The sequence below is a fragment of the Streptomyces sp. Z423-1 genome (assembly GCF_013009255.1).
GTDB classification, from domain to species: Bacteria; Actinomycetota; Actinomycetes; order Streptomycetales; family Streptomycetaceae; genus Streptomyces; species Streptomyces gossypiisoli.
Map to the genome: position 1 here is coordinate 7777570 of NZ_CP053109.1, position 23479 is coordinate 7801048.

Genomic DNA, 23479 nt, shown 5'->3' on the forward strand with positions numbered 1-23479 from the left:
TCTGTCCTGGCGATACGCGAAGCAGGACCGACCGGCGAGGAGTTGAGCCGACATGCAGTGTCCGAAGTGTCACGCGCCCATGCACACGTACAACCGCAACGGCGTCCAGATCGAGCAGTGCGCGAACTGCCGTGGAATCTTCCTGGACTACGGCGAACTGGAGGCCCTGACCCGCCTGGAGTCCCAGTGGTCCCAGCCGGCCCCGCCGCCCCCGCCCGCCGGGCAGGCGTACCCGGCCGCCCCGCCCGCCCCCGCGTGGGGCGCCCCGCACGGCGGGCACCACGGTGGCCACGGGGGCCACTACGGCCACCGCCGCCACAAGAGCTTCGGCCGCATGCTCTTCTCCAGCTGAGCGCAGACGCTGTTCTTCAGCTGAGTGCCCGCACCCACGACGAAGCCCCCGGCGAGACGCCGGGGGCTTCGGGGGTGTGGACGATACTGGGATTGAACCAGTGACCTCTTCCGTGTCAGGGAAGCGCTCTCCCGCTGAGCTAATCGTCCTCGGGACCACGATCGTCACTCCATGGAGCCGATCACGGGCACTGCGTGCGCGATACTGGGATTGAACCAGTGACCTCTTCCGTGTCAGGGAAGCGCTCTCCCGCTGAGCTAATCGCGCGGGTAGGGATCTTCGAGAAGATCCAGTGGACGATACTGGGATTGAACCAGTGACCTCTTCCGTGTCAGGGAAGCGCTCTCCCGCTGAGCTAATCGTCCTTGGAGGTGGAGACGGGATTTGAACCCGTGTAGACGGCTTTGCAGGCCGTTGCCTCGCCTCTCGGCCACTCCACCAGGAGTGTAGGGGACCGCGAGGATCCCCTCTTCCTTCGAGCGGACGACGAGGCTCGAACTCGCGACCTCAACCTTGGCAAGGTTGCGCTCTACCAACTGAGCTACGTCCGCCTGTCGTTTCGGTCCGCTTCCGCGGCCCGGCGACGTGTTGAACTCTAGCGGATTCCGGGGCCAGTACAAAAACGCGTTTGTGCAGCGTGCTGCGCTGCACCTGGTCACGGACGTGGTCGGACACCTGGAAGGACACGGCAAGGCCACCTGCGGGACACCCGCCATAGACTCGACAGCGTGCTCGATCTCCCTCCTCTCGCCCGCTTCGGTGGCCGCGTCGCCACCGGCCTCCTCGACGTCACCAGCGACCCCACCGCCCTTGACTCCACCGGTTTCTGGGCCGTCGCCGCCGACTTCGAGGGCCGACTGACCTGCGCGCGCTTCGCCGACGTACGAGAGGAACCGGTGCCCGCCCCCGCGCCCGGCGCCTGGCGCGGCCCGGCCGTCGGCGACTGGACGTCGTCCCTCGACCGCGCCTCGTACACGGCGGGAGTACGCCGGATACGGCAGCACATAGCGACCGGCGGGGTCTATCAGGTGAACCTCTGCCGCGTCCTGTCCGCGCCCATCGCCCCGGACGCCGACCCCGACGCCCTCACCGCGCTGCTGGCCCGCGGCAACCCGGCGCCGTACGCCGGAACGATTCGCCTGCCCGGGCACGGTGTGGAGACGGCGAGCGCGTCCCCCGAGCTCTTCCTGCGCCGCGTGGGCCGGATCGTCGAGTCGGGCCCGATCAAGGGCACCGGCCGCACCGAGGCGGACCTGCTGGAGAAGGACTACGCCGAGAACGTCATGATCGTGGACCTGGTCCGCAACGACCTCGGCCGTGTCTGTGCCTCCGGCACCGTGACCGTCCCCGATCTGTGCGTCGTGGAGAAGCACCCCGGCCTGGTCCACCTCGTGTCCACCGTGCGCGGCGAGCTGCGCGCCGACGCGGGCTGGCCGGAGCTGCTCGCCGCCGCCCTCCCGCCCGGCTCGGTGAGCGGCGCGCCCAAGTCGAGCGCCCTGCGGATCATCGACGCCCTGGAGACGGCACCCCGGGGGCCGTACTGCGGCGGCATCGGCTGGGTCGACGCCGACCGGGGGACCGGCGAGCTGGCCGTCGGGATCCGCACCTTCTGGATCGACCGGGCCGAGGGGATGCTGCGCTTCGGTACGGGCGCGGGTATCACCTGGGGATCGGACCCCGAGGGGGAGTGGCGGGAGACCGAACTGAAGGCCGCCCGGCTGCTCGCGGTAGCGTCGGGAGCGTACGAGGTGAGTGAAGAGGGACTGCAATCGTGCTGTGCCCGTCCGGGGGACACCCCCCGGACCCCCGGCCGCAGCCAGGTCCCCGGTACGGATATGCGAGGTGGGGACCAGTGAAGATCTGGCTCGACGGCGGGCTCCAGGACATCGAGACCGCCCGCGTCTCCGTCTTCGACCACGGACTGACCGTGGGCGACGGCATCTTCGAGACGGTGAAGGCGGTCGACGGCACGCCGTTCGCGCTCACCCGCCACCTCGACCGGCTGACCCGCTCGGCACGCGGCCTGGGCCTGCCCGACCCCGACCACGACGAGGTCCGCCGCGCCTGCGCCGCCGTCCTGGACGCCAACCCCATGCCGCTGGGCCGGCTGCGCATCACGTACACCGGTGGCCACGGCCCGCTCGGCTCCGACCGCGGCGAGCACGGCCCGACCCTGGTCGTCGCGCTCGGCGAGACCCGGCGCCGCCCCGACTCCACCGCCGTGATCACGGTTCCCTGGACCCGCAACGAGCGCGGCGCCCTGACCGGCCTGAAGACCACCTCGTACGCCGAGAACGTCGTCGCCCTGGCCCGCGCCCACGAACAGGGCGCGTCCGAGGCGCTGTTCGCCAACACCGTCGGTCAGCTCTGCGAGGGCACCGGCTCGAACGTCTTCGTCGTCCTCGACGGCGAGATCCACACCCCGCCGCTCGCCTCCGGCTGCCTCGCGGGCATCACGCGCGCGCTGACGGCCGAGTGGACCGGTGCCAAGGAGACCGACCTGCCGCTGGACGTGCTGGAACGCGCCGACGAGGTCTTCCTGACGTCGACCCTGCGGGACGTGCAGGCCGTGCATCGTGTCGACGACCGTGAACTGCCGGGCGCTCCGGGGCCGGTGACCGCGAAGGCCATGCGGATCTTCGAGGAGCGGTCGGGCGACGACCTCGACCCGTAGAAGGCCGGGGATATTCGGCAGACGTGGGGGTCCGGACCGGGTAGAACACCCCTGATGACCACCACCCTGCGGCCGACCGAGCCGCTTCAGCGCGCGGCCGACGGGACGCGCTCCCGCCACTACCAGGTGTGCGTGAACAGCCGTCCCGTCGGCGCGATGCACCTCGGCACATCACCTGCCTTCGGCGACTCGGTGGCACGGATCCTCGACCTGCGCATTGACGAGCCGGACCGTCGGCGTGGCCGCGGCACGGTCGCAGCGCTCGCCGCGGAGGAGGTGGCGCGCGGCTGGGGCTGCCGGCAGATCGAGGCGGTCGTGCCCGGCGACGCGGAGACGGGCCTGAGGCTCATTACGGCACTCGGTTACGTCCTGCGCAACCGCGGCATGGAGAAGCACCTCGGCGACACCCCGCCCGAGCTGCCCGCCGGCAGCCGCGCGCGGTCCATGACCGAGGCCGAGTTCACCGCATGGCTGGCGCACGAGTCGGAGCAGTACGCGCGCACCTGGATCGAGCGGGGCGTGCCCGAGGCCGAGGCGTACGCCAAGGCGCGACGCGACCACGGGCAGCTTCTGCCGGACGGGGTGGCCACTGCGGACCAGCTGTTCAGCATCCTGGAACAGGACGGGACACGGGTGGGCACCCTGTGGGTGGCGCTGCAGGAGGACAAGGCCTACGTCTTCGACGTCGAGACCGAGGCGGCACACCGGGGGCGAGGACACGGCCGGACGCTCATGCTGCTGGCCGAGCGTCAGACGATCGAGTCCGGCCGACGCGTCCTCGGCCTCAACGTCTTCGCGGGGAACACTCCGGCCGAGCGGCTCTACGACTCACTCGGCTACAGGACGACGCGGTACACCCTGTACAAGGACCTGCTCTGAAGGGACATCCTCTACAAGGACCTGTTCTGAAGGGACGGGGAACTGCTCTGAAGGTCCCCGTCCGAAGGTCCCGGTCCGGAAGGTCCCGGACGTCACTCCTGCTCGGCCAGCAGCCGGTCGGCGATCTCCTCGATGCGCTCGCGCAGCCCCTCCTGGCTCTTGCCGCCGTCGAGGCGCTCGCCGCCGATCACATACGTCGGGGTGCCGGTCACGCCGATCGCCTTCCCCTCGGCCTGGTCGGCGTCGACGATCAGGATGTGCCGGCCGTCGATCAGCGCGGTGTCGAACTCCTCGGCGTCCAGGCCGACTTCCCGGGCCACCTCGACCAGGAAGGGTTCCCCCTTACGGTCCAGCTCCTCGACCCGGGCCAGCACCGCCTCGACATACGCCCACCCCTGCCCCTGCTCCGCGGCCTCCTCGGCGGCCTGCGCGGCGGCGAAGGCGTGCTTGTTCTTCTCCAGCGGGAAGTGCCGCAGCCGCAGTTCCAGCCGGTCGCCGTAACGGGCGCGCAGGGCACGGAGATCGTCCAGGGCGCTCCGGCAGTCCGGGCACTGGAGGTCGCACCAGACGTCGAGGACGGGCGCGGGTCGGGCGGCGGAGGAGTCGTTCATGGGCTCAGTCTCCCAGCACCGGCGCCACGGACCCAATCGGCTCCGGTGGCCGTGGGCGCGACCCCGATACGCCCCCGAGTCGTACGCCCCTACCGGCACCTGCGGAGGAGCCGACCCGGAGATGTCCCTGATGTCCGGGCGGGGCATGGCCTGTCGGGGTTCGGGGGGTGCAGGATGGAAGGGGCGACGCGCCCCGCCCGCCCGAGCCTGCCCTGGAGGACCGGATGATTGCCGAGACCGTGTGTTCCGCCGTTGCCGCGGCCGGCCTGGGCATCGCGGCGGTGACGGCGTTCCGCAAGCGTTTCCTCACGGCCGCCCGCATCGCGGCCTACGCGCTGGTGCCCCTGGGCCTGGTGATGACCGGTGTCGTGCAGTGGGCCGCGGACACCGCCTTCAGCCCCGTGGCCTGGGCGGGCTTCGGTGTGCTCGGCGGTGCCTGGCTGCTGTTCGCCGGCACGCGGGCGGTGGAGCGGCGACGCGGTCGCAAGGGGCGCGCGGTGAGCGCGGCGGCCCAGCACGACCCCGTGGCCCCGCAGGCCTCGGCGCCCTCCCTCGGCCCGGCGTCCCGCACGACGGCCAAGCCCCGGACCAAGCCGCAGGCCACCTCCCGTGCGGATGCCGCGGACGACTTCAGCGACATCGAGGCCATCCTCAAGAAGCACGGCATATGACGTCCGCATGCCGGACTGAAACGACCCAACCCTTGGGATGATCGGAAGCTGTCCGGCTCGCGCCACAGACGTGCACGTGATCACGGAATTCGGCGAACTCCCGCATCTTCGTGCGTCTTGATCGCGCCGGGGGTGCCCCCTGCGCCATCATTCGCCGCGAGATGCTGGACACGACACAGAGCGAGGCCGCGCCGCCGAAGGACGAGCCGCGCGGGTGCCTCTTCGCCCTTTCCCAGCCACCGCTGATGATCTTCCTTGCGGTGATCGGGTGTCTGCTGCTCATGGCTGCGTTGCACGATCTGTTCCTGCTGTGAGCCGTACGCGCGGTCCCCGGCGCCACCCGCCGGGAACCGCGTCGGCATCGACGCCCTGCTGATCGGCTCAGGGGCCGTGGTGGTGTCGGGCGTCAGCCCGCCGCCTCCTTGCGGCGCGCCCGGTAGGCGGCCACGTGCAGACGGTTTCCGCAGGTGCGGCTGTCGCAGTAGCGCCGCGAGCGGTTGCGGGAGAGGTCGACGAACGCGCGCCGGCAGTCGGGGGCCTCGCAGCGCCGCAGCCGCTCACGCTCGCCGGCGACCACGAAGAAGGCCAGCGCCATCCCGCAGTCGGCGGCCAGGTGGTCGGCGACGGAGGCGCCGGGCGCGAAGTAGTGCACGTGCCAGTCGTAGCCGTCGTGATCCGTGAGGCGGGGCGTGGTCCCGGCGGCGGCGACCAGTTCGTTGATCATCCCGGCCGCTGTGCGGACGTCCGAAGACGCGAAGATCCCGGCGAACCGGCCGCGGATCTTGCGCACCGCCGAGAGATCGAACTCCGAGAGCACCCCGACATCGCTGATCTCGTGCTTTCGTACGAAATCCGCGAGAGCCGCGACGTCCGGCAGCCCGTCCGGCGTCGTCTCGTCCTCCGGTGCGGTGTTCACCAGATCGACCACGGTGTCGAGCGCGCACCGGGTGTCGTGGGTGATCAGCACGTTTCGCTCCCTGGCCTGGGGGTCGGGCAGGCGCCCGCCGATGCTGGCCGATGGTAGTGGCTCCCGCCGCCGACCCATCGGCTCCGGCTGCACCCGGCCCCCGCTTGCCCGTAGAACGGGCGCGGGTGTGCTGCGGTTCCCGGTGGTCGCAGCCCGTGAGTCGGCGATCACACGCATACCGGCGCCGCCCCCGCATTGGATGCGCGGTGGCGGCGCCGGTGTGTGCCGTATGCGGTTGTCCTGGGCGCCGTGGGGCCTGTCCGGAGGATCCTGCCGGAGACGGGGCCCTGGCACGTTCACATGGGCCGATCAGTGCCGTCGCCTTGCTCCGACCTGATCCGCCGGACAGGCCCGAGCCGTCTCCCCGAGTGGACGGCCGGGCAGCTTGGTGTGGGTCTCGCCCTAGCTTTCCGCCAGGATGTGCGAGAGCTCCTGGTCAAGGTCGAAATGCCGGTGCTCCGTGCCGGGCGGCACGGCGGCGTCGGTTCGCTTCAGGAACGATTCCAGGGCCCGCGCCGGGGCCTCCAGCAGCGCCTCCCCCTCGGGGGAGCTCAGGGCGATGCAGACGACGCCCTGACCATGGCTGCGCGACGGCCAGACGCGGACGTCGCCGGTTCCTGTGGGCCGGTGAAGCCCCTCGGCGAGGAGGTCGCGGGCGAACACCCACTCGACGGTCTCCTCGGCTCCGGTGTGGAAGGTGGCGTGCACGGCGTAGGGGTCGGCCGTGTCGTACCGCAGGCCTGCGGGGACAGGCAGGGAGGACTCGCTCGACACAACGAGGCGCAGGTGCAGCTCGCAGCTGACCGTGGTGTTCATAAGCGCCAGGGCCTTTCGCTCAGTGTGCGCTCGGGGATTCGCACGTCGGCGAAATCGACATGCCACCTACGGTGCCGTTGTAAACCCCTCTGAGGGTTTTGCGTGTGTTTACGTAACTCTTCCGGCCGAGAACCTGTTCGTCTGGTGCGCCCATTCCGGTGACTGGAATCGTTCGGGTAGGGTTTGGCCGTATGAATACGGGGAGTAGCAAGCCTGGCGAGGTTGCCATGGCTGCGAACGAGACGGGGACGGACGGGGTGCAGAGCGAGCGGGAGCTCGGTTCGAGGGCGCCGGAATTCATCAAGGCGCGGCGCCTGCTCCACGTCAGCTGGCAGGTGGGGGTCTTCCTCGTCGGGCTCGGGGTGGTGATCACCGGCATCATCCTGCTGCCGTTGCCGGGCCCGGGCTGGGTGATCATCTTCGGCGGTATGGCGATCTGGGCGACCGAGTTCGTCTGGGCCCAGCTGGTGCTGCGCTGGACCAAGCGCAAGGTCACCGAGGCGGCGCAGCGCGCCCTCGACCCCAAGGTGCGTCGGCGCAACATCATCCTGACGACGGTCGGCTGCGTGATCGTGGCCGCGATCGTCGCCGTCTACGTCTGGAAGTTCGGCTTCGCGATGCCGTGGAAGATCGAGGACCAGTGATCCGCGGCGGGGTGCGGAGGCGGCCCACTGTGGTCACCCGCACCCCCTGACTTGGGGTAATCTTCTTCCTGCGCCCGGGCGATTAGCTCAGTGGGAGAGCGCTTCGTTCACACCGAAGAGGTCACTGGTTCGAACCCAGTATCGCCCACCCGGAGACGCGGCCCACCTGCGAGACAGCAGGTGGGCCGTTGTCGTTTCCGCTGCCGCCGCGTGCCGCCGCGTGCCGCCGTGACGGTGGGGCGCTGCCCGTCATACGGGGCGGTCGTCACCGTCAGTGGTGCCGCGTCGTACCGGGTCGGGGTGTCACCGTCGGTGGCGTCACGGCGTACCCGGGGGCACCGTCGGTGTGCGCCGCGTCGTACGGCTCGGACGGTCACCATTGCGTCGGCCGACCCCGCCCCCGGCGAATCCCGGCCCGCGGGGGCCCAGGCGACCCCGGCCTCGTCCCGGCGATCCCCGCCCCCGCCCCGACGACTTTCGGCCGGACGCCAGCGCCGTCCGCCGCTCCGCCCCGCGTCCGGCCCACCGACCGCGCCGCTCCCACCTGCGGCGTCGCCGCGCCCGTCCCGTCCTCCGGTCGCCGGGGCCGGTCGCATCACCGGCCCGGCCCGCAAGAAATTCCTGTCCGAATCATTGACGCACCCTCAACCCCTTCGTACCTTGTGCCAGCAAGCGCTTACTTGAAACGATTCATGAAGCGGCGACGACGCTGCGGGGAGGGGTCCGGCTGTGGGAACCAACGGGAATGTTGAGAGGCGAACGATCCTGAAGGCGGCCGGGGCCTCCCTGGCCACGGTGGGCCTGGCGGCCACGACCGGATGCGGCGGCAACAGCGGCGCCGGGGACGGAACGGTGACGATCCGTTACGCCTGGTGGGGTGCGGAGGAGCGGACCAAGAGAATCAACCAGACCGTTGCGCTCTTCGAGAAGAAGTACCCGAAGATCAAGGTGGAGACGGACTTTCAGGATTACGTCGCCTTTTGGGAGAAGTTCCAGACGCAGGCAGCCGGTGGAAATCCGCCCGACGTTTTCCAGAACTCCGTCGCGTTTCTTCGGAAGTACGACAAGAGGGGCGTGCTCCTCGACCTCAAGTCACAGGTGGACGCGGGAAATCTGAGCATGGACAACTTCCGGGCCGGTGTCGAGAAGGTCGGCGAGGTGGACGGAAAGCTGCTCGGTGTTCCGGTCGGATCCAACACGATGTCACTTGTCATCGACGAGAAGGTCTTTGAAAAGGCCGGCATCAAGCCCGAGCAGGGCTGGACCTGGGACGAGTACTTCGCCGCCCTGGAGAAGATCCGCAACACCCAGAAGGTCGCGGGCGACACCGGCTACTTCGGGATCATGTACCTCTACGACCTCTACCTGCGGCAGAACGGCAAGGCGTTCTTCACCGAGGACGGACTCGGTTTCACCGAGGCCGATCTGACGGAGTGGTGGACGGACGGGTACAACCGCGTCAAGGCCGGGATCATCACCGACCCGAAGAAGGTCGAGCAGCTCAAGCCCAAGTCCGCGCTGGCCTCCGGTGACGGGGCGTCCGAGTTCACCTGGGACAACTTCACCGTGCGCTACACCACGGAGGGCGACAGCACCTACGGGCTCGCGCCGATCCCGACCACCGACGGCAAGGAGACCGGCCAGTACCTCTCCTCGCTGATGCTGAGCGCCTCCTCGCGGACCAAGCACCCCAAGGAAGTTGCGCAGTTCATCGACTTCATGGTGCACGACCCCGAGGTCGGCAGGATCATGGGATACGACCGCGGCATCCTGGCCACCACCGAGCAGTTCGAGGCCTACCAGCCGTCCGACGCCCCGCAGCAGGCCATCGCGCAGTACGAGAAGGACGTCGCCGAGGCGGGCGTACTCGGGCCCATCACCCCGCACCCGGCCGGTGCCGACACCGTCGAGGCCGCCTTCCTGCGCATCGCGGGTGACGTGGGTCTGGGCAAGTCCAAGGTCTCCGACGCGGTGAAGCAGTTCTTCTCCGAGGCCGAGACCGCCCTCGCCGCCTGATGGGAACCGCAGTGACGACGCTCGTCAAGGACTCCCCGCCGCAGGCACCGCAGAAGCGCCCCGCCGCTCCTGGCGACGCCAAGCGGCGGGGCCGCCGGGAGAATCTCGCCGGCTACCTCTTCATGTCCCCGTGGATCGCCGGATTTCTGCTGCTGACCGCGGGGCCGATGGTCGCCTCGCTGTATTTCGCGTTCACAGACTACAACCTCTTCACCGCGCCGAACTGGGTCGGCTTCGACAACTTCACCAAGATGTTCGAGGACCCCCGCTGGCAGAAATCGGTGGAGGTCACGGCCAAGTACGTCGTCATCGGCACACCGCTGAAACTGCTGCTGGCGCTGGGCGTCGCCCTGCTGCTCGCCCAGAGCCGGCGCGGGCAGGCCTTCTACCGGGCCGCGTTCTACGCCCCCTCGCTGATCGGCGCGAGCGTGTCGGTCGGCTTCGTCTGGCGCGCGCTCTTCTCCGACGACGCCATCGTGGACCGTACCCAGTCGCTGTTCGGCATGGACGTCGGCGGCTGGGTCGGCAACGCGGACTGGATCCTCTACTGCCTGGTCGCGCTCACCGTCTGGCAGTTCGGCGCGCCCATGGTCATCTTCCTCGCCGGACTCAAGCAGGTGCCGCGCGAGCTCTACGAGGCCGCCGAGGTGGACGGGGCCGGACCGCTCAGGCGGTTCTGGAGCATCACGATCCCGATGATTTCCCCGGTGCTGTTCTTCAACGTGCTGCTGGAGACCATCCACTCCTTCCAGATCTTCGGCTCGGCGTACGTCGTCTCCAACACCAGCTGCGGACCGGCGGACGCCACGCTCGTCTACACCTGTTACCTGTACCAGAAGGGCTTCAAGGAGGCCCAGATGGGCTTCGCCTCCGCGATGGCGTGGATGCTGCTGCTCGCCGTGGCCCTGGTGACGGCGGTCCTCTTCTGGTCCCAGAAGCGGTGGGTGCACTACGAGGAGGCCGCCCGATGAGCACCACCACGCCCACGACCACGACCCGATCCTTCTCCCTGGGCCGCAAGCGCACCGGCTCCCTCGTCTGGCACCTCAGCGCTCTGCTCGTCCTCGCGGTCGTGCTCTATCCGGTCGTCTGGGTCATCGGCGCCTCGTTCAAGCCCAGCCGGGAGATCATCGCCAGCCTGGACCTGTTCCCGACGAGCCCCATCCTCGACAACTTCAAGGGACTCGCCGACGGCATCGCCGACATCTCCATCGCAACCTTCTTCCAGAACTCCCTCTTCTACGCCCTCGGGTCGGTCGCGGGCATCCTGATCTCCTGCTCGCTGACCGCGTACGCCTTCGCCCGGATCAGGTTCGCCGGGCGGAACCTGATGTTCTCCCTCATGATCGGCACCCTGCTGCTGCCGTATCACGTGCTACTGATCCCGCAGTACGTGATGTTCCAGAAGATGGAGCTGATCAACACCTATGTGCCGCTGCTGATCGGCAAGTTCCTCGCCACCGAGGCGTTCTTCGTCTTCCTCATGGTGCAGTTCATGCGGAACCTGCCGAAGGAACTGGACGAGGCCGCCCGGCTCGACGGGTGCGGGCACCTGCGGATCTACTGGTCGATCGTGCTGCCGCTGTGCCGGCCCGCACTCATCACCAGCGCCATCTTCACCTTCATCAACGCCTGGAACGACTTCATGGGCCCGCTGATCTACCTCAACGAGCCCGGCAAGTACACCGTCTCCCTCGGCATGATGATGTTCCGCGACCAGGAAGGCGTCGCCAACTACGGCGGCATGATCGCCATGTCGCTGGTCGCCCTGCTCCCCGTCCTGCTCTTCTTCCTCGCCTTCCAGCGCTATCTGATCGACGGCATGGCGACGTCGGGTCTGAAGGGTTGATACGGCCATGGCCGAAGCGCGTGTGAAGGCCCGTCGGGAGTCCGTGTTCGCCGAGCGGTTCGCCGTCTTCGCCGAATGTCTGCTGACCGGGGTGTGGATCGCGGTCGCCTCGCTGGGCGTGGTCACCTACCCCGCCGCGTTCGCCGCGGGTGCCCGGCATCTGCGCCGACGTACGGCCCACGAGGGCGGCGGCCGGCGGGAGTTCCTCGCCGACTTCCGGGCGGCCGTGCGGCGCGGCTGGCTCGTCGGGGTCGCCGGGTGGGCCGCGGCGGTCGCGGTCTGGGTGGACGTACAGGCCGCGCGGGCCGGGATTCCCGGCGGGCCGCTCGTCGGGGCCGTCGGGCTGTGCGCGCTGTTCGGGGTCGTCGTCGCCGGGTTGCGGGCGGCGGCGACCTGGACGCCGGGGGCTTCCTGGCGTGCGCTGCTCGCCGCCGCCGCGCGGCGGACCGTCCGCGACCCCGCCGGGTCCTTCCTGCTCGTCGGCGGACTGGTGGTCGTCGCCTGCTCCGGCTGGTTCATCCCCCCGCTGGCGGTTCCCGTCCTCGGGGCCGTCGCGGCGGCCGCCGTCGCCGTGGAGGAGCGGTACCGGCATCGCTGACCCGGCGGTGCACCAGGTCGGCGCCCTCGGCGCCGCACCTCTCTCTTTCATGCCCCTGACCATCCGAAATGCTTCCCGCACGGAAAGGAAAGGCCATGTCCCCCATCCCCCGCAGGTCCGTTCTCAAGGCGGCCGCCGTCGCAGGAGCCGCCGCGCAGTTCAGCTGGGCGCTCGGATCGACCGCGCAGGCCGCACCGGCCGCGCCGAGAGCCGACGACCCCGTGACCCTGGACTGGCTGGAGGACGGCGGCCTCGGTGCGGCGCCCGGCTCCACCGTCGGTGTCCCCTGGCCCAAGGGCCTCCACCAGGAGGACCAGACCTTCGCGCTCACGGACGAGAGCGGCAAGGCCGTGCCCACGCAGTCCTGGCCGCTCGCCTACTGGCCGGACGGTTCCCTCAAGTGGACCGCGCACGCCGTGAGTTCGGGCGGCTCCGGCAAGCTCACCCTCACCCCCGGCGCGGAGGCCGCCGCGCCCGCCCACCAGGTCACCGTCGACAGAAGAGGCGGCACCATCGACATATCGACCGGCGTCATCACCGCGAAGATCGGCAAGTCGGGCTCCACCCTCGTCAAGTCGGTCACCCGCGGCACCACGGAGATCGCCAACAACGGCCGGCTCGTGTTGCTCCGCCAGCCCGAGGTCGAGGACGGCGACCAGGGCACCGTGAAGTACGAGCGCTTCGAGAGCGCCATCTCCGAGGTCACCGTCGAGCAGGACGGGCCCGTCCGCGCGGTCGTCCGTATCGACGGCAGGCACCGCAAGGGACACCGCAGTTGGCTGCCGTTCTCCATCCGGCTCTACTTCTACGCCGGTGCCGAATCCTTCCGCATGGTCCACACCATCACGTACGACGGCAAGCAGGAGCCCGGCAAGGCCGGCGGCGACTTCATCCGCGGCATGGGCGTCCGCTTCACCGTGCCGATGCGGGACGCCGCCTACGACCGGCACATCCGCATCGGCGGCGAGGGCACCGGCCTGCTGCGTGAGGCGGTCAAGGGCGTCACCGGGCTGCGCCGCGACCCGGGGGCGGCGGTGCGGACGGCCCAGTTCGAGGGCAAGAAGCTGCCGGACCCGGCGACCTGGGACCAGCGGGTCACCACCCGCCTGCAGTACATCCCCGAGTGGGGCGACTACACCCTCTCGCAGCTCTCGGCCGACGGCTTCACCGTCCGCAAGCGCACCAAGAAGGGCCACGGCTGGATCGGAGCGGGCGGCGGCCGGCGGGCCAGCGGCTTCGGATACGTCGGCGGCGCCAGCGGCGGATTCGCCTTCGGCCTGCGCGACTTCTGGGAGAAGTTCCCCGCCCAGCTCGACATCCGCGACGCCCACACCGACGAGGCCGAGGTCACCCTCTGGCTCTGGTCGCCCGAGGCACAGCCCATGGACCTGCGCTTCTACCACGACGGCATGGGCCAGGACACCTACCCCGAGCAGCTCGAAGGCCTCAACATCACCTACGAGGACTACGAACCGGGCTTCGGCACCCCCTACGGCATCGCCCGCACCAGCGAACTCCTCTTCTGGGCCCACGAGTCCACACCGAGCGCCGAGGACATGGCCCGGCAGGTCGAGGCCGTCCGCACCCCGCCACAACTCGCCGCCCCGCCCCGCCAGCTCATCAGGGCGGGCGTCTTCGGCAAGCTGTTCTCCGAGCCCGACCGCTCCACGCACGCCAAGGCGAAGATCGAGGACCACCTCGACTTCCTCTTCACCTACTACAAGGACCAGGTGGAGATGCGCCGCTGGTACGGCTTCTGGGACTACGGCGACATCATGCATTCGTACGATCCCGCCCGCCACCAGTGGTGCTACGACGTCGGCGGCTACGCCTGGGACAACTCCGAGCTCTCGCCCGACCTGTGGCTGTGGTTCGCGTACATGCGCTCGGGCCGCGCCGACATCTTCCGCTTCGCCGAGGCCATGACCCGGCACACCGGCGAGGTCGACGTCTACCACATCGGCGAGTGGGCCGGGCTCGGTACCCGCCACGGCGTCCAGCACTACGCCGACAGCGCCAAGCAGCAGCGCATCGCCAACACCACCTACCGGCGCTACTACTACTTCCTCACCGCCGACGAACGCGTCGGCGACCTGATGCACGCCAACGTCGACTCCGACGAGACCTTCCTCGTCCTCGACCCGATCCGCAAGATCCGCACCGAGCCCTACACCCCCGACCGCAACGCCCTGTCCATCGGCTTCGGCACCGACTGGAGCGGCCTGGTCTCCGCCTGGCTCACCGAGTGGGAGCGGCGCGGACCCAAGTGGGAGAAGGCCAAGGCGCGGGTCCTGTCCACCATGGAGACCATCGCCGCCCAGCCCAACGGCTTCGTCCAGGGCAACGCGCTGTACGACCTGGACACCGGCAAGTTCGCCATCGCGGCGGAGCCCAAGGTCGGGGTGTCGCACCTGTCGGCGATGTTCGGCCTGGTGGAACTGTGCGCCGAGCTGATCGACCAGGTGGACATGCCGAAGTTCAAGGAGGCGTGGCTGGACTACTGCCGCTACTACAACGCCAGCCGGGCCGAACAGTCCGCCCGCTACGGCTCCCACTTCGGCACCCTGCTCCTCTTCCAGGGGCACTCGCGCCAGGACGCCTACGCCGCCGTCCAGACCGGCGACGACACACTGGCGGCCCGCGCGTGGCAGCAGTTCTACAGCAGCCGGGACGCCTGGGACTACAAGGAGTCCACGGACTGGTCCACGAAGAAGATCGAGGGCCCGACCGCCCTGGTCCCGGGCAGTGAGGCGGCCTGGGTCTCCACCAACGCCACAGCGCTGTACGGGCTGGCGGCGATCCAGAACCTGGCACTGGTGGGCGACAGGATGCCCTCATAGGCAAGCCCGGGAAGAGCGCCGCCGCACGGGCGGCGGCGCTCGTTCAGGAGTGTGGTCCAGGTCACGTCGTACGCCATGAGTACGCGTACTCAGAACGTACTCGGATGCGGCACGGGAATGTCCCCGTATGGGCAGACTCCGCCCATGGACTGGACCCACTACCGCTTCCGCACCCTGTGGCCCCTGCCCGCCCCGCCCGCCACCGTGTACGGCGTGCTGGAGCGGCCCGAGGAGTATCCGCGCTGGTGGCGGCAGGTGCGTGAGGTCGAGAGAAGGGACGACGGGACCGGGCTGGTCCGGATCCGGTCGCTCCTGCCGTACGACATGACCTTCACCGCGCGCGAGGTACGCCGGGATCCACGGGCCGGGGTGCTGGAGATCGCGATGTCCGGGGACATCGAGGGCCGGGCGCGCTGGACGGTCGCGCCGGTGGGGGCCGGGTGTCTGGCCCGCTACGACCAGGTGGTCGACGTGAACAAGCCGCTGCTGCGGCGGTTCGCCGTGCCGGGGCGGCCGGTCTTCCGGGCCAACCACTGGCTGATGATGCGGGCCGGACGGCGTGGCCTGCTCGCGTACCTGGGCGGCCGTCCTCAAGCGGTTTGAAGGAAACGCCGGGGCACCTGTATTGTTCAGTGCGTTCCCGGGCGATTAGCTCAGTGGGAGAGCGCTTCGTTCACACCGAAGAGGTCACTGGTTCGAACCCAGTATCGCCCACCGGGAAGAGCCGGTCCGCCGCAGCGGACCGGCTTTTTGCATGCTCACGCCGCCGCCGACAGCCCCGGACGCAGGGGCCACGCCGGGTCCACCGCCTCCTCGCTGCCGCTGCGCGCGAACCACGCCTGCAGGCCGCGCGCCTGTGCCGCATGCCACACCGCCTGCAGCGTGTGCAGCTCGGCGGGGGAGAGACGCTCCAGCCGGGATGTGAAACGACGCCCTATGGCCCGTACGACCTCCAGGGAGGCCATCGCGTCCGCGGCCGCGTCATGCGCGCCGTCGAGCGGGACGCCGTAGTGCGCGCACAGGTCGGTGAGCGTACGGCGGCCCTTGCGGTAGCGGTCCAGGTGCTTGTCCAGCACGCGCGGGTCCAGGACGAGCAGCGGCACCGACTCGAACCAGTGGCCCAGCGACGAGGCGCGATGCCGGCGCAGCTCGCGGTCCAACAGGGTCAGGTCGAACGGTGCGTTCATCACCACCAACGGGCGCCCGGCCGCCGCCTGTTCGGCCAGCTCGGTGGCTATCTCGTGCATCACCGGCGCAGGCCAGCGGCCGTTGCGCGCCAGGTGATCCTCCGTCAGCCCGTGCACCGCCGTCGCCTCGGCGGGCACGGGCACGCCCGGTTCACCAGCCAGTGGTGCACCCGGGTGCGCGTGCCAGGGGCGTCCTGGACGACGAGGGCGGCCGACACGATCCGGTCGGTCTCGACGTCCACGCCCGTTGTCTCTGTGTCGAATGCCGCCAGAGGGCCCTCGTACCAGCACGTCATACGTACACAACTCCTCGTTCACCCACGGCAGCTGACGCACCGTCTTCTGCCCGTTTGGTGATACCCGGACCGTTTGCGCCGTACGCCGGGGGGAGACAACAGAAGTACGGGTTCGCGCAGTTCAGCGGCATGTTCGCGAGCGCGCGCCCGGCGCGGGGACAATCACTTTGCTTGGAAGGCTGTTGGTCATGGCGATAGCGCAGCCCGAGCGGGGCGGGCTGCTGCCCGAACGCACGGGCCCCCATCGCGGTTCACTCGCCACCACCGCCTGCATGGAGACACTGCAGGTGGGATATCTGCACGCCGTAGCGGCGGCCGCCGGCTGCTCGCTCTCCCAGCCCTTCCCGGACAACGGCATCGACTGGCACGTCAGCCACAGCGCGCCCGGGCACACGGTCGACGACGAGGTCACCATCAAGGTGCAGCTCAAGGCGACGTATCAGATCGCGCCCAAACCACCCGGACGCTTCTTCTCCTTCACGCTCGACAACGACCATTTGGCGAAGCTCGCCCGCACCCCGGTCTCGGTGCACAAGATCCTCGTCGTGATGCTCGTCCCGCGCTCGCAGGACGACTGGCTGCGCGCCAGCCACGACCGGCTCGACCTCAGGCACTGCTGCTACTGGGTCAACCTCGCCGGTCACCCCGTCACCGGCCGGCACCGGACCAACGTCCGCATACCGACCTCACGCATCTTCGACGACCGGGCGCTGTGCGAGATCATGACGCGGGTCGGGACGGGAGGCAGACCATGACGCACCGCCCGCTCGACGAGCACCTCAGGCCCGTACGGCCGCATCCGGAGGTCCCCTGGAACCAGCCGCCCGAGCCCGGCCGGATCGACCCCGCCGTGCTCGGCGCGCTGCTGCACCGGCACGGCTGGCAGCGGCGCGGCGGCGCCGCCGGGCGCTACGGCCGCTGGACGCCGCCCGGGCCGGGGGCGAACGGCACCAGTCTGCTCGTGCCGGAGAGCCGGGCCTTCCCCGACAGTGACGACCTGCTCGGCGAGGCGCTCGTCGCCCTCTCCCGCAGCGCCACGCCGTCCGCGCGCGAGGTGCTGGTCGGGCTGAGCGTGCCCAGCGACGAGATCCGCTGGTGGCGGGACGTGCCCAGCGGACCGGCCGGGGCGGCGTCCTGGACCGTCGAGGAACAGCTGCGTACCGCCGCCCGGCAGATGCTGCTCGCCGGGGCGCTCGCCACACGCGCGCGTGCGGGCTACTACGGCGCCCGGCACAAGCGCGCCGCCGCCGTGATGCTGCAGAGCGTGCTGGTCGGCGCCGCGACCGGCGGCCGCGGCCTCACCGCCTTCGTGCCCGTCGACCCGGCCCGCCCCCTCGCCGTCCGCCTCCATCAGGCGCTGTACGCCGTCCGCGAGGCCATCGACTACCAGCGCGCCACCGGCGGCATGGACGCCTTCGACGGGGCCGTGGAAGCGGGCGTGAGCCGCGAGCTGACCGAGGCCCTCATCGTCCTGGTGCGGGGTACGGAGGGGGCGCGTATCGCCGTCGAGTGGGCGCCCGGCGCCGGTCCGCCCGAGGGCGGCGCCGCCCCCGACGAGGCGGTCGAGTTCTCGCCGGGCGATCTGCCCGTGCTGCGTGAGGCCGGGGCCCGCTATCTGCGCGAGGAGCCGTCCGTGCCGGTGCGGATCACCGGTGAGGTGGTCCGGATGCGCAGGTCGGAGCGGCGGGGCGAGGGCACCGTACGGCTGCGGGTGCTGGCCGGCGCCGAGATCCCGCACGTGCGGCTCACGCTGGACGAGGAGGACTACCGGATCGCCGGGCAGGCCCACCTCGTCGGGCTGCCGGTGCGGGTGCACGGGCGGCTGGAGAGCCGGGGCGGCTTCCGGCGGCTGACGGGCGCCTCCGGGGTCGTACCGGTGCAGGTGGACGAGGCGGATCGGGATCAGCTGCTGAAGTCGTTGCAGGAAAACCTCGACTTCTTCGAGGAGGCGTGCAGCGGGGAGGACTGAGGGGTCCGATTTCGCCTGAGGTGGGGCGGGGTCGGTACGATCCCTTATTGCGCGCGCTCTCGGTATGGCGCCGCATCCACCTTCAGTCAGGAGAGACCGGTGTCAGACGTCCGTGTGATCATCCAACGCGATTCCGAGCGGGAAGAGCGCACGGTGACGACGGGCACTACGGCCGCCGATCTCTTCGCCGGTGAGCGCTCGATCATCGCCGCACGCGTGGGCGGTGAGCTGAAGGACCTCGCGTACTCGGTGGCCGACGGCGACGAGGTCGAGCCGGTCGAGCTCTCCTCCGAGGACGGCCTGAACATTCTGCGCCACTCCACCGCGCACGTCATGGCGCAGGCCGTGCAGGAGCTGTTCCCCGAGGCCAAGCTGGGCATCGGCCCGCCGGTCAAGGACGGCTTCTACTACGACTTCGATGTCGAGAAGCCGTTCACGCCCGAGGATCTCAAGGCCATCGAGAAGAAGATGCAGGAGATCCAGAAGCGCGGCCAGCGTTTTTCGCGCCGCGTGGTCACCGACGAGGCGGCCCGTGAGGAGCTGGCGAACGAGCCGTACAAGCTGGAGCTGATCGGCCTCAAGGGCTCCGCGCCCTCCGAGGACGGCGCGGACGTCGAGGTCGGCGCCGGTGAGCTGACGATCTACGACAACCTGGACGCCAAGACCGGCGAGCTGTGCTGGAAGGACCTCTGCCGGGGGCCGCACCTGCCGTCCACCCGGCTCATCCCGGCGTTCAAGCTGATGCGCAACGCGGCCGCCTACTGGCGCGGCAGCGAGAAGAACCCGATGCTCCAGCGCATCTACGGCACCGCCTGGCCGTCCAAGGACGAGCTGAAGGCGTACCTGGACTTCCTCGCCGAGGCCGAGAAGCGCGACCACCGCAAGCTGGGCTCCGAGCTGGACCTGTTCTCCATCCCGGAGCAGATCGGCTCCGGCCTCGCCGTCTTCCACCCCAAGGGCGGCATCATCCGCCGGGTCATGGAGGACTACTCGCGGCGCCGCCACGAGGAGGAGGGCTACGAGTTCGTCTACACCCCGCACGCGACGAAGGGGAAGCTCTTCGAGACGTCGGGCCATCTGGACTGGTACGCCGAGGGCATGTACCCGCCCATGCAGCTCGACGAGGGCGTGGACTACTACCTCAAGCCCATGAACTGCCCGATGCACAACCTGATCTTCGACGCGCGCGGCCGCTCCTACCGTGAACTGCCGCTGCGGCTGTTCGAGTTCGGGACCGTGTACCGGTACGAGAAGTCGGGCGTCGTGCACGGCCTGACCCGCGCGCGGGGCTTCACGCAGGACGACGCGCACATCTACTGCACGCGTGAGCAGATGTCCGAGGAGCTGGACAAGACGCTCACCTTCGTCCTCGGTCTGCTGCGCGACTACGGTCTGACCGACTTCTATCTGGAACTGTCCACCAAGGACCCGGAGAAGTTCGTCGGCTCGGACGAGGCCTGGGAGGAGGCGACCGAGACGCTGCGCCAGGTCGCCGAGAAGCAGGGCCTGCCGCTGGTCCCGGACCCGGGCGGTGCCGCCTTCTACGGCCCGAAGATCTCCGTCCAGACCAAGGACGCCATCGGCCGCACCTGGCAGATGTCGACCATCCAGCTCGACTTCAACCTGCCGGAGCGGTTCGACCTGGAGTACACCGCCGCCGACGGCTCCAAGCAGCGTCCGGTCATGATCCACCGCGCGCTGTTCGGCTCCATCGAGCGGTTCTTCGCGGTGCTCCTGGAGCACTACGCGGGCGCCTTCCCGGCGTGGCTCGCGCCCGTCCAGGCGATCGGCATCCCGATCGGGGACGCGCACGTCGAGTACCTGGAGAAGTTCGCCGCGGCGGCGAGGAAGAAGGGCCTGCGGGTCGAGGTCGACTCGTCGTCCGACCGGATGCAGAAGAAGATCCGCAACGCCCAGAAGCAGAAGGTCCCCTTCATGGTCATCGCGGGCGACGAGGACATGTCCAACGGCTCGGTGTCCTTCCGCTACCGGGACGGCTCGCAGGAGAACGGCATCCCCTTCGACGAGGCCATCGCCAAGATCGCGAAGGTCGTCGAGGAGCGGGTGCAGGTCTGACGTGCTGGTGAGAGGCCCCCGGGAGGTTCCGTTCAGCCTCCCGGGGGCCTTTCCCCGTCCTCCCGGGCGAACGCCTGGATCAGCAACGACGAGAACGACCCGGCGACCGTGCCCAGCAGTGCCAGCCCGCACGCCATCAGCCCGACGGCGATGAGGCGGCCCATCGGCGTCACCGGGGCGATGTCGCCGTAGCCGACGGTCGCGAGGGTCGAGCACGTCCACCACACGGCGTCCCCGAAGGTCCGCATGGTCGCGCCGGGTGCCCCGCGCTCGTGGTGATAGACGGAGAGCGCCCCGGTGAAGCCGAGCAGTCCGACGCTGAGCCCCGCATAGACGATCACGCGCGCGTGCAGCGTGAGCCGCGCCTCGCCGCGCCGCCGCCGTACGGTCTCGTACAGTTTGACGACCCGCACCGGCCGCATCAGCGGCAACACGACCACCAACGTGTCCAGCCAGTGCGTCGGTACGAAACTCAGGCCCCGCCCGCTGAGCCGCCAGCGCACCGCGTAGTCGGCGGCGAAGAGTGCCCAGGCTGTGAGCATCACGACGAGGCAGACGTCCCGCCAGACGGTGGGCAGCCGGTGGGCCAGGACGAGGATCGCGTAGGCGGCGAGGTAGAGCAGTGACGCGAGGGCGAGGGGAACCTCGGTGCGGCGCTCCCAGCGGGCCTGGAGGCTGTCGTCGTCCATCGGCCCAGCTTGGCCCCGGGCGGTTTTCGACGAGCCCCGGCGACACGCCGCGAACGGGCGAAGCCATATGCTGCCTAGCATGACGAGAGAGCCGGAGCAGCAGATCGGAGTGGGGACGCAGGACGCGTTCCAGCGCCTGTGGACGCCCCACCGGATGGCCTACATCCAGGGCGAGAACAAGCCGACCGGTCCTGGGGCCGACGACGGCTGCCCCTTCTGCTCGATCCCGGCGAAGTCCGACGAGGACGGACTGATCGTCCAGCGCGGTGCGCAGGTGTACGCGGTGCTGAACCTGTACCCGTACAACGGCGGCCACCTGATGGTCGTGCCCTACCGCCATGTCGCCGACTACACCGACCTCACCGAGCCCGAGACCGCGGAGCTGGCGGTGCTGACCAAGCAGGCGATGACGGCCCTGCGCACCGCGTCGGGGGCCCAGGGGTTCAATATCGGCATGAACCAGGGCTCGGTCGCGGGGGCGGGCATCGCCGCGCATCTGCACCAGCACATCGTCCCGCGCTGGGGCGGTGACACGAACTTCATGCCGGTCGTGGGGCACACGCGCGTGCTGCCGCAACTGCTGGCCGACACGCGGAAGATGCTGGCGGAGGCCTGGCCGGCGGCGTGACGGTGCGGCGTTCCCGCCGCCTCCGCCCCGCCGCCGTGGGGCTACGCGTCGTACAGGTCCGCCTTCTTCGGTGTCGGGTCCTGCACCGCCGTGCTGAGGAACGCCGAGCGATTGCCGAACTTCTCGGTGTCCACGCCGTTCTCCTCAAGCACCCGGATCGCCGCCGAGTGCACCACCCGGAGCACCGGGGTGGCGGCGCGCAGGGCGTCGTCGGCCATGAACCGGTGCCGCCACGGCTTGGCGGCCCAGGCGTGCCGCAGGCCGAACGGCTCGGGCAGGGCCAGTGAGCCGCCGAGCCAGTTCAGCAGCGGCGGGTACCAGGTCAGCGGGGCCCGGGCGGCCAGCCGTACCACCTCGTCGGTGTCGACCAGGGGCAGCTTCACCGTCCGCGTCTCCCACCGCTTCAGGGACTTCTGCACCGACTTCTCCTTCGCCGCCGGCTTGGTGGTGAAGAGCGGGTGCACGGGCCCCAGGGCGTGGCCGGTGACCTCGATGCGCAGCGTCTCGTAGAGCACGGTCACGGTGATCAGCATGGTGATCACGAGCTGCCCGTCCCAGAGTGTCCACTGCACGCCCAGGTAGTGCCGGTCGCCGCTGCCGAACTGCTGCTTGTTGCAGATGTCCTGTATGGCGTGCGACTTGACCTGGTAGGCCTCGACGTCCGTGCCGGACGGCCGGGACACCTCCTTCGCGTTCTCGCCGATGGGCGTCACGATCCAGTGCCGTATCGACGGCTTGGTGAAGCCGCCTGTGTTGAGCGGGCCGCGTTCCAGCATGCGCAGCTGGTCGTGGATGGACCGTATGACGTCCCAGCTGCGGAACGGGTGGATCTCCCGGTCGGGGTCGGCCGGGGCGAGGTCCTCCGCGAGCTGCCAGCTGCCCCAGCGGGTGCCCATGCCGAGTATGCCCTTGGGGCCGGCGTAGAAGACGGAGTTGGACTGCTGCTCGGCGCTGAGCCGGGCGAGGGACTGGCGCAGCTGCTCGGCGGCGGTCTCGCCGGGGCTGCTCGGCACCGCCTCGGGCACCTTGGCGCCGACGCTGCTGCCCGCGAGCAGGCTGTCCCAGCGCTCCCGCAGGTCCTTCGCGGTGCGCTCGCAGATCAGCTTGGCCCAGAACCAGCCGATCACCGGCATGACCACCGCCGCGCGCGCGTACCAGGCCCAGAAGCCGGTGAACGGCATCCGGATCAGGAAGATCACGGCCAGTGCGCCGACCGCGACGAGCAGCGTGGTCGCGAGCGTCGAGGCCCGCTTGTCCTCGCGCCGGGCGATGGTGGTGCGCAGCGTGAAGACCAGCAGCCAGACCAGCAGCCCGGGCAGGAAGAGCAGACCGCACAGGACCATCACGATCGTGAGCAGGCTGTCGCGCTCCCGGCGGATGCGGTTGGCCGCGAGGCAGTGCTCGACGACGACCTGGGGCTCCGCGCCGAAGGACTGGATCAGCGGTGCCCGGCCGGAGCCGAGCATGCGGTCGACCACCGCCCGGGAGAACGCCTCACCGAGGTTGGGCCGGAAGATCTTCGCCCACTTCTGGCCGGGCTTCACCTCCGACTCGTGCCACTCGTTGTTGGCCTTGAGTATCTCCTCGACCTCGTTGTCCCGGTAGGCCGCCGAGGCCAGCGCGAACGTCGCCGTCTGTCCCTCGTCGCCCGTGCGCGGCACCTGCGGACCGAAGATGTCCGCGTAACCGCTGTCAACGGTCATTCCCGCCCCCGATC

General features: G+C 69.9%; 22 protein-coding genes, 7 tRNA genes and 1 pseudogene. 19 read left to right on the forward strand and 11 right to left on the reverse strand.

Annotation, left to right across the window (positions count from 1 at the left end; genetic code table 11):
• Window positions 1–52 precede the first annotated feature (52 nt).
• Complete coding sequence (locus tag HJD23_RS35055) at window positions 53–352, forward strand: zf-TFIIB domain-containing protein (protein WP_171117484.1); 300 nt, start codon at window positions 53–55, stop codon at window positions 350–352.
• A gap of 77 nt (window positions 353–429) precedes the next feature.
• Here the strand turns inward: HJD23_RS35055 and HJD23_RS35060 are convergent.
• The 5 genes from HJD23_RS35060 to HJD23_RS35080 form a co-directional block, all read right to left on the reverse strand.
• Window positions 430–501: transfer RNA gene (locus HJD23_RS35060), tRNA-Val, on the reverse strand.
• Window positions 502–547: 46 nt separating this feature from the next.
• Window positions 548–619, reverse strand: a tRNA-Val gene (locus HJD23_RS35065).
• A 26-nt stretch (window positions 620–645) separates the two neighbouring features.
• Window positions 646–717 (reverse strand) — tRNA-Val (locus HJD23_RS35070).
• A gap of 1 nt (window position 718) precedes the next feature.
• Window positions 719–792, reverse strand: a tRNA-Cys gene (locus tag HJD23_RS35075).
• A gap of 38 nt (window positions 793–830) precedes the next feature.
• Window positions 831–903, reverse strand: a tRNA-Gly gene (locus tag HJD23_RS35080).
• Window positions 904–1080: 177 nt separating this feature from the next.
• Between HJD23_RS35080 and HJD23_RS35085 the strand changes: the two genes are divergently transcribed.
• From HJD23_RS35085 to HJD23_RS35095, 3 genes are read left to right on the forward strand one after another with little or no spacing between them, the layout of a single operon-like run.
• Entirely contained in the window at window positions 1081–2208 is a 1128-nt protein-coding gene (locus tag HJD23_RS35085; RefSeq protein WP_240980884.1) for a chorismate-binding protein, read from the forward strand.
• Window positions 2205–3026, forward strand: coding sequence for an aminodeoxychorismate lyase (locus HJD23_RS35090; RefSeq protein ID WP_171108158.1), 822 nt, complete (start codon window positions 2205–2207; stop codon window positions 3024–3026). The genes HJD23_RS35085 and HJD23_RS35090 overlap by 4 nt, the downstream gene beginning before the upstream one ends.
• Before the next feature lie 54 nt (window positions 3027–3080).
• Entirely contained in the window at window positions 3081–3905 is an 825-nt protein-coding gene (locus HJD23_RS35095; protein ID WP_171108157.1) for a GNAT family N-acetyltransferase, read from the forward strand.
• Window positions 3906–3997: 92 nt separating this feature from the next.
• Here the strand turns inward: HJD23_RS35095 and HJD23_RS35100 are convergent, their stop codons facing one another.
• Entirely contained in the window at window positions 3998–4516 is a 519-nt protein-coding gene (locus tag HJD23_RS35100; RefSeq protein ID WP_171108155.1) for a DsbA family protein, read from the reverse strand.
• A 224-nt stretch (window positions 4517–4740) separates the two neighbouring features.
• Between HJD23_RS35100 and HJD23_RS35105 the strand changes: the two genes are divergently transcribed.
• Both HJD23_RS35105 and HJD23_RS35110 read left to right on the forward strand, forming a co-directional pair.
• Window positions 4741–5187 carry a hypothetical protein gene (locus HJD23_RS35105; protein ID WP_171108153.1) on the forward strand — a complete coding sequence of 149 codons (447 nt, stop codon included), beginning with the start codon at window positions 4741–4743 and terminating at the stop codon, window positions 5185–5187.
• Window positions 5188–5348: 161 nt separating this feature from the next.
• Complete coding sequence (locus HJD23_RS35110; protein ID WP_171108151.1) at window positions 5349–5501, forward strand: hypothetical protein; 153 nt, start codon at window positions 5349–5351, stop codon at window positions 5499–5501.
• Between the two features lie 92 nt (window positions 5502–5593).
• Here the strand turns inward: HJD23_RS35110 and HJD23_RS35115 are convergent, their stop codons facing one another.
• Both HJD23_RS35115 and HJD23_RS35120 read right to left on the reverse strand, forming a co-directional pair.
• Window positions 5594–6154, reverse strand: a complete 561-nt coding sequence (locus HJD23_RS35115) for a CGNR zinc finger domain-containing protein (protein ID WP_171108149.1) — start codon at window positions 6152–6154, stop codon at window positions 5594–5596.
• Window positions 6155–6556: 402 nt separating this feature from the next.
• Window positions 6557–6970: an SsgA family sporulation/cell division regulator gene (locus HJD23_RS35120; protein WP_004002642.1), complete on the reverse strand. Its 414-nt coding sequence runs from the start codon at window positions 6968–6970 to the stop codon at window positions 6557–6559.
• Between the two features lie 191 nt (window positions 6971–7161).
• On the opposite strand from HJD23_RS35120, the gene HJD23_RS35125 reads away from it, so the two are divergent.
• The 9 genes from HJD23_RS35125 (at window position 7162) to HJD23_RS35165 (ending at window position 15631) form a co-directional block, all read left to right on the forward strand.
• Window positions 7162–7614, forward strand: coding sequence for a TIGR02611 family protein (locus tag HJD23_RS35125; protein WP_171108147.1), 453 nt, complete (start codon window positions 7162–7164; stop codon window positions 7612–7614).
• A gap of 76 nt (window positions 7615–7690) precedes the next feature.
• Window positions 7691–7762, forward strand: a tRNA-Val gene (locus HJD23_RS35130).
• Window positions 7763–8343: 581 nt separating this feature from the next.
• Window positions 8344–9630: an extracellular solute-binding protein gene (locus HJD23_RS35135; RefSeq protein WP_171108146.1), complete on the forward strand. Its 1287-nt coding sequence runs from the start codon at window positions 8344–8346 to the stop codon at window positions 9628–9630.
• Complete coding sequence (locus tag HJD23_RS35140) at window positions 9630–10601, forward strand: sugar ABC transporter permease (RefSeq protein ID WP_171108144.1); 972 nt, start codon at window positions 9630–9632, stop codon at window positions 10599–10601. Before HJD23_RS35135 ends, HJD23_RS35140 begins: the two co-directional genes overlap by 1 nt.
• Complete coding sequence (locus HJD23_RS35145; protein WP_171108142.1) at window positions 10598–11479, forward strand: carbohydrate ABC transporter permease; 882 nt, start codon at window positions 10598–10600, stop codon at window positions 11477–11479. The genes HJD23_RS35140 and HJD23_RS35145 overlap by 4 nt, the downstream gene beginning before the upstream one ends.
• A gap of 7 nt (window positions 11480–11486) precedes the next feature.
• Window positions 11487–12077, forward strand: coding sequence for a hypothetical protein (locus HJD23_RS35150; protein WP_171108140.1), 591 nt, complete (start codon window positions 11487–11489; stop codon window positions 12075–12077).
• 95 nt (window positions 12078–12172) lie between these two features.
• The gene (locus HJD23_RS35155) at window positions 12173–14917 is read left to right on the forward strand and encodes a Tat pathway signal sequence domain protein (RefSeq protein WP_171108139.1); all 2745 of its coding nucleotides are present in this window, start codon (window positions 12173–12175) and stop codon (window positions 14915–14917) included.
• Window positions 14918–15061: 144 nt separating this feature from the next.
• Window positions 15062–15520, forward strand: coding sequence for an SRPBCC family protein (locus HJD23_RS35160; protein WP_171108136.1), 459 nt, complete (start codon window positions 15062–15064; stop codon window positions 15518–15520).
• A gap of 39 nt (window positions 15521–15559) precedes the next feature.
• Window positions 15560–15631, forward strand: a tRNA-Val gene (locus tag HJD23_RS35165).
• Window positions 15632–15675: 44 nt separating this feature from the next.
• Here HJD23_RS35165 and HJD23_RS35170 read toward each other — a convergent pair.
• Window positions 15676–16400: pseudogene (locus HJD23_RS35170) on the reverse strand (3'-5' exonuclease).
• A 188-nt stretch (window positions 16401–16588) separates the two neighbouring features.
• Between HJD23_RS35170 and HJD23_RS35175 the strand changes: the two are divergent.
• The 3 genes from HJD23_RS35175 (at window position 16589) to thrS (ending at window position 20445) form a co-directional block, all read left to right on the forward strand.
• On the forward strand, window positions 16589–17155 hold the full coding sequence (locus tag HJD23_RS35175) for a DUF4365 domain-containing protein (RefSeq protein ID WP_171108132.1): 567 nt from the start codon (window positions 16589–16591) through the stop codon (window positions 17153–17155).
• Window positions 17152–18369, forward strand: a complete 1218-nt coding sequence (locus tag HJD23_RS35180) for a hypothetical protein (RefSeq protein WP_171108130.1) — start codon at window positions 17152–17154, stop codon at window positions 18367–18369. The genes HJD23_RS35175 and HJD23_RS35180 overlap by 4 nt, the downstream gene beginning before the upstream one ends.
• A 99-nt stretch (window positions 18370–18468) precedes the next feature.
• Window positions 18469–20445 carry a threonine--tRNA ligase gene (gene thrS / locus HJD23_RS35185; protein ID WP_171108128.1) on the forward strand — a complete coding sequence of 659 codons (1977 nt, stop codon included), beginning with the start codon at window positions 18469–18471 and terminating at the stop codon, window positions 20443–20445.
• Between the two features lie 32 nt (window positions 20446–20477).
• Here thrS and HJD23_RS35190 read toward each other — a convergent pair whose 3' ends face one another.
• A complete protein-coding gene (locus tag HJD23_RS35190) occupies window positions 20478–21134 on the reverse strand; it encodes a potassium channel family protein (protein WP_171108126.1) in 657 nt (218 codons plus the stop codon).
• 67 nt (window positions 21135–21201) lie between these two features.
• On the opposite strand from HJD23_RS35190, the gene HJD23_RS35195 reads away from it, so the two are divergent.
• Entirely contained in the window at window positions 21202–21762 is a 561-nt protein-coding gene (locus tag HJD23_RS35195) for an HIT domain-containing protein (RefSeq protein WP_171108124.1), read from the forward strand.
• Window positions 21763–21803: 41 nt separating this feature from the next.
• Here the strand turns inward: HJD23_RS35195 and HJD23_RS35200 are convergent, their stop codons facing one another.
• Window positions 21804–23465 carry a hypothetical protein gene (locus HJD23_RS35200; RefSeq protein WP_171108122.1) on the reverse strand — a complete coding sequence of 554 codons (1662 nt, stop codon included), beginning with the start codon at window positions 23463–23465 and terminating at the stop codon, window positions 21804–21806.
• Window positions 23466–23479: the final 14 nt, after the last annotated feature.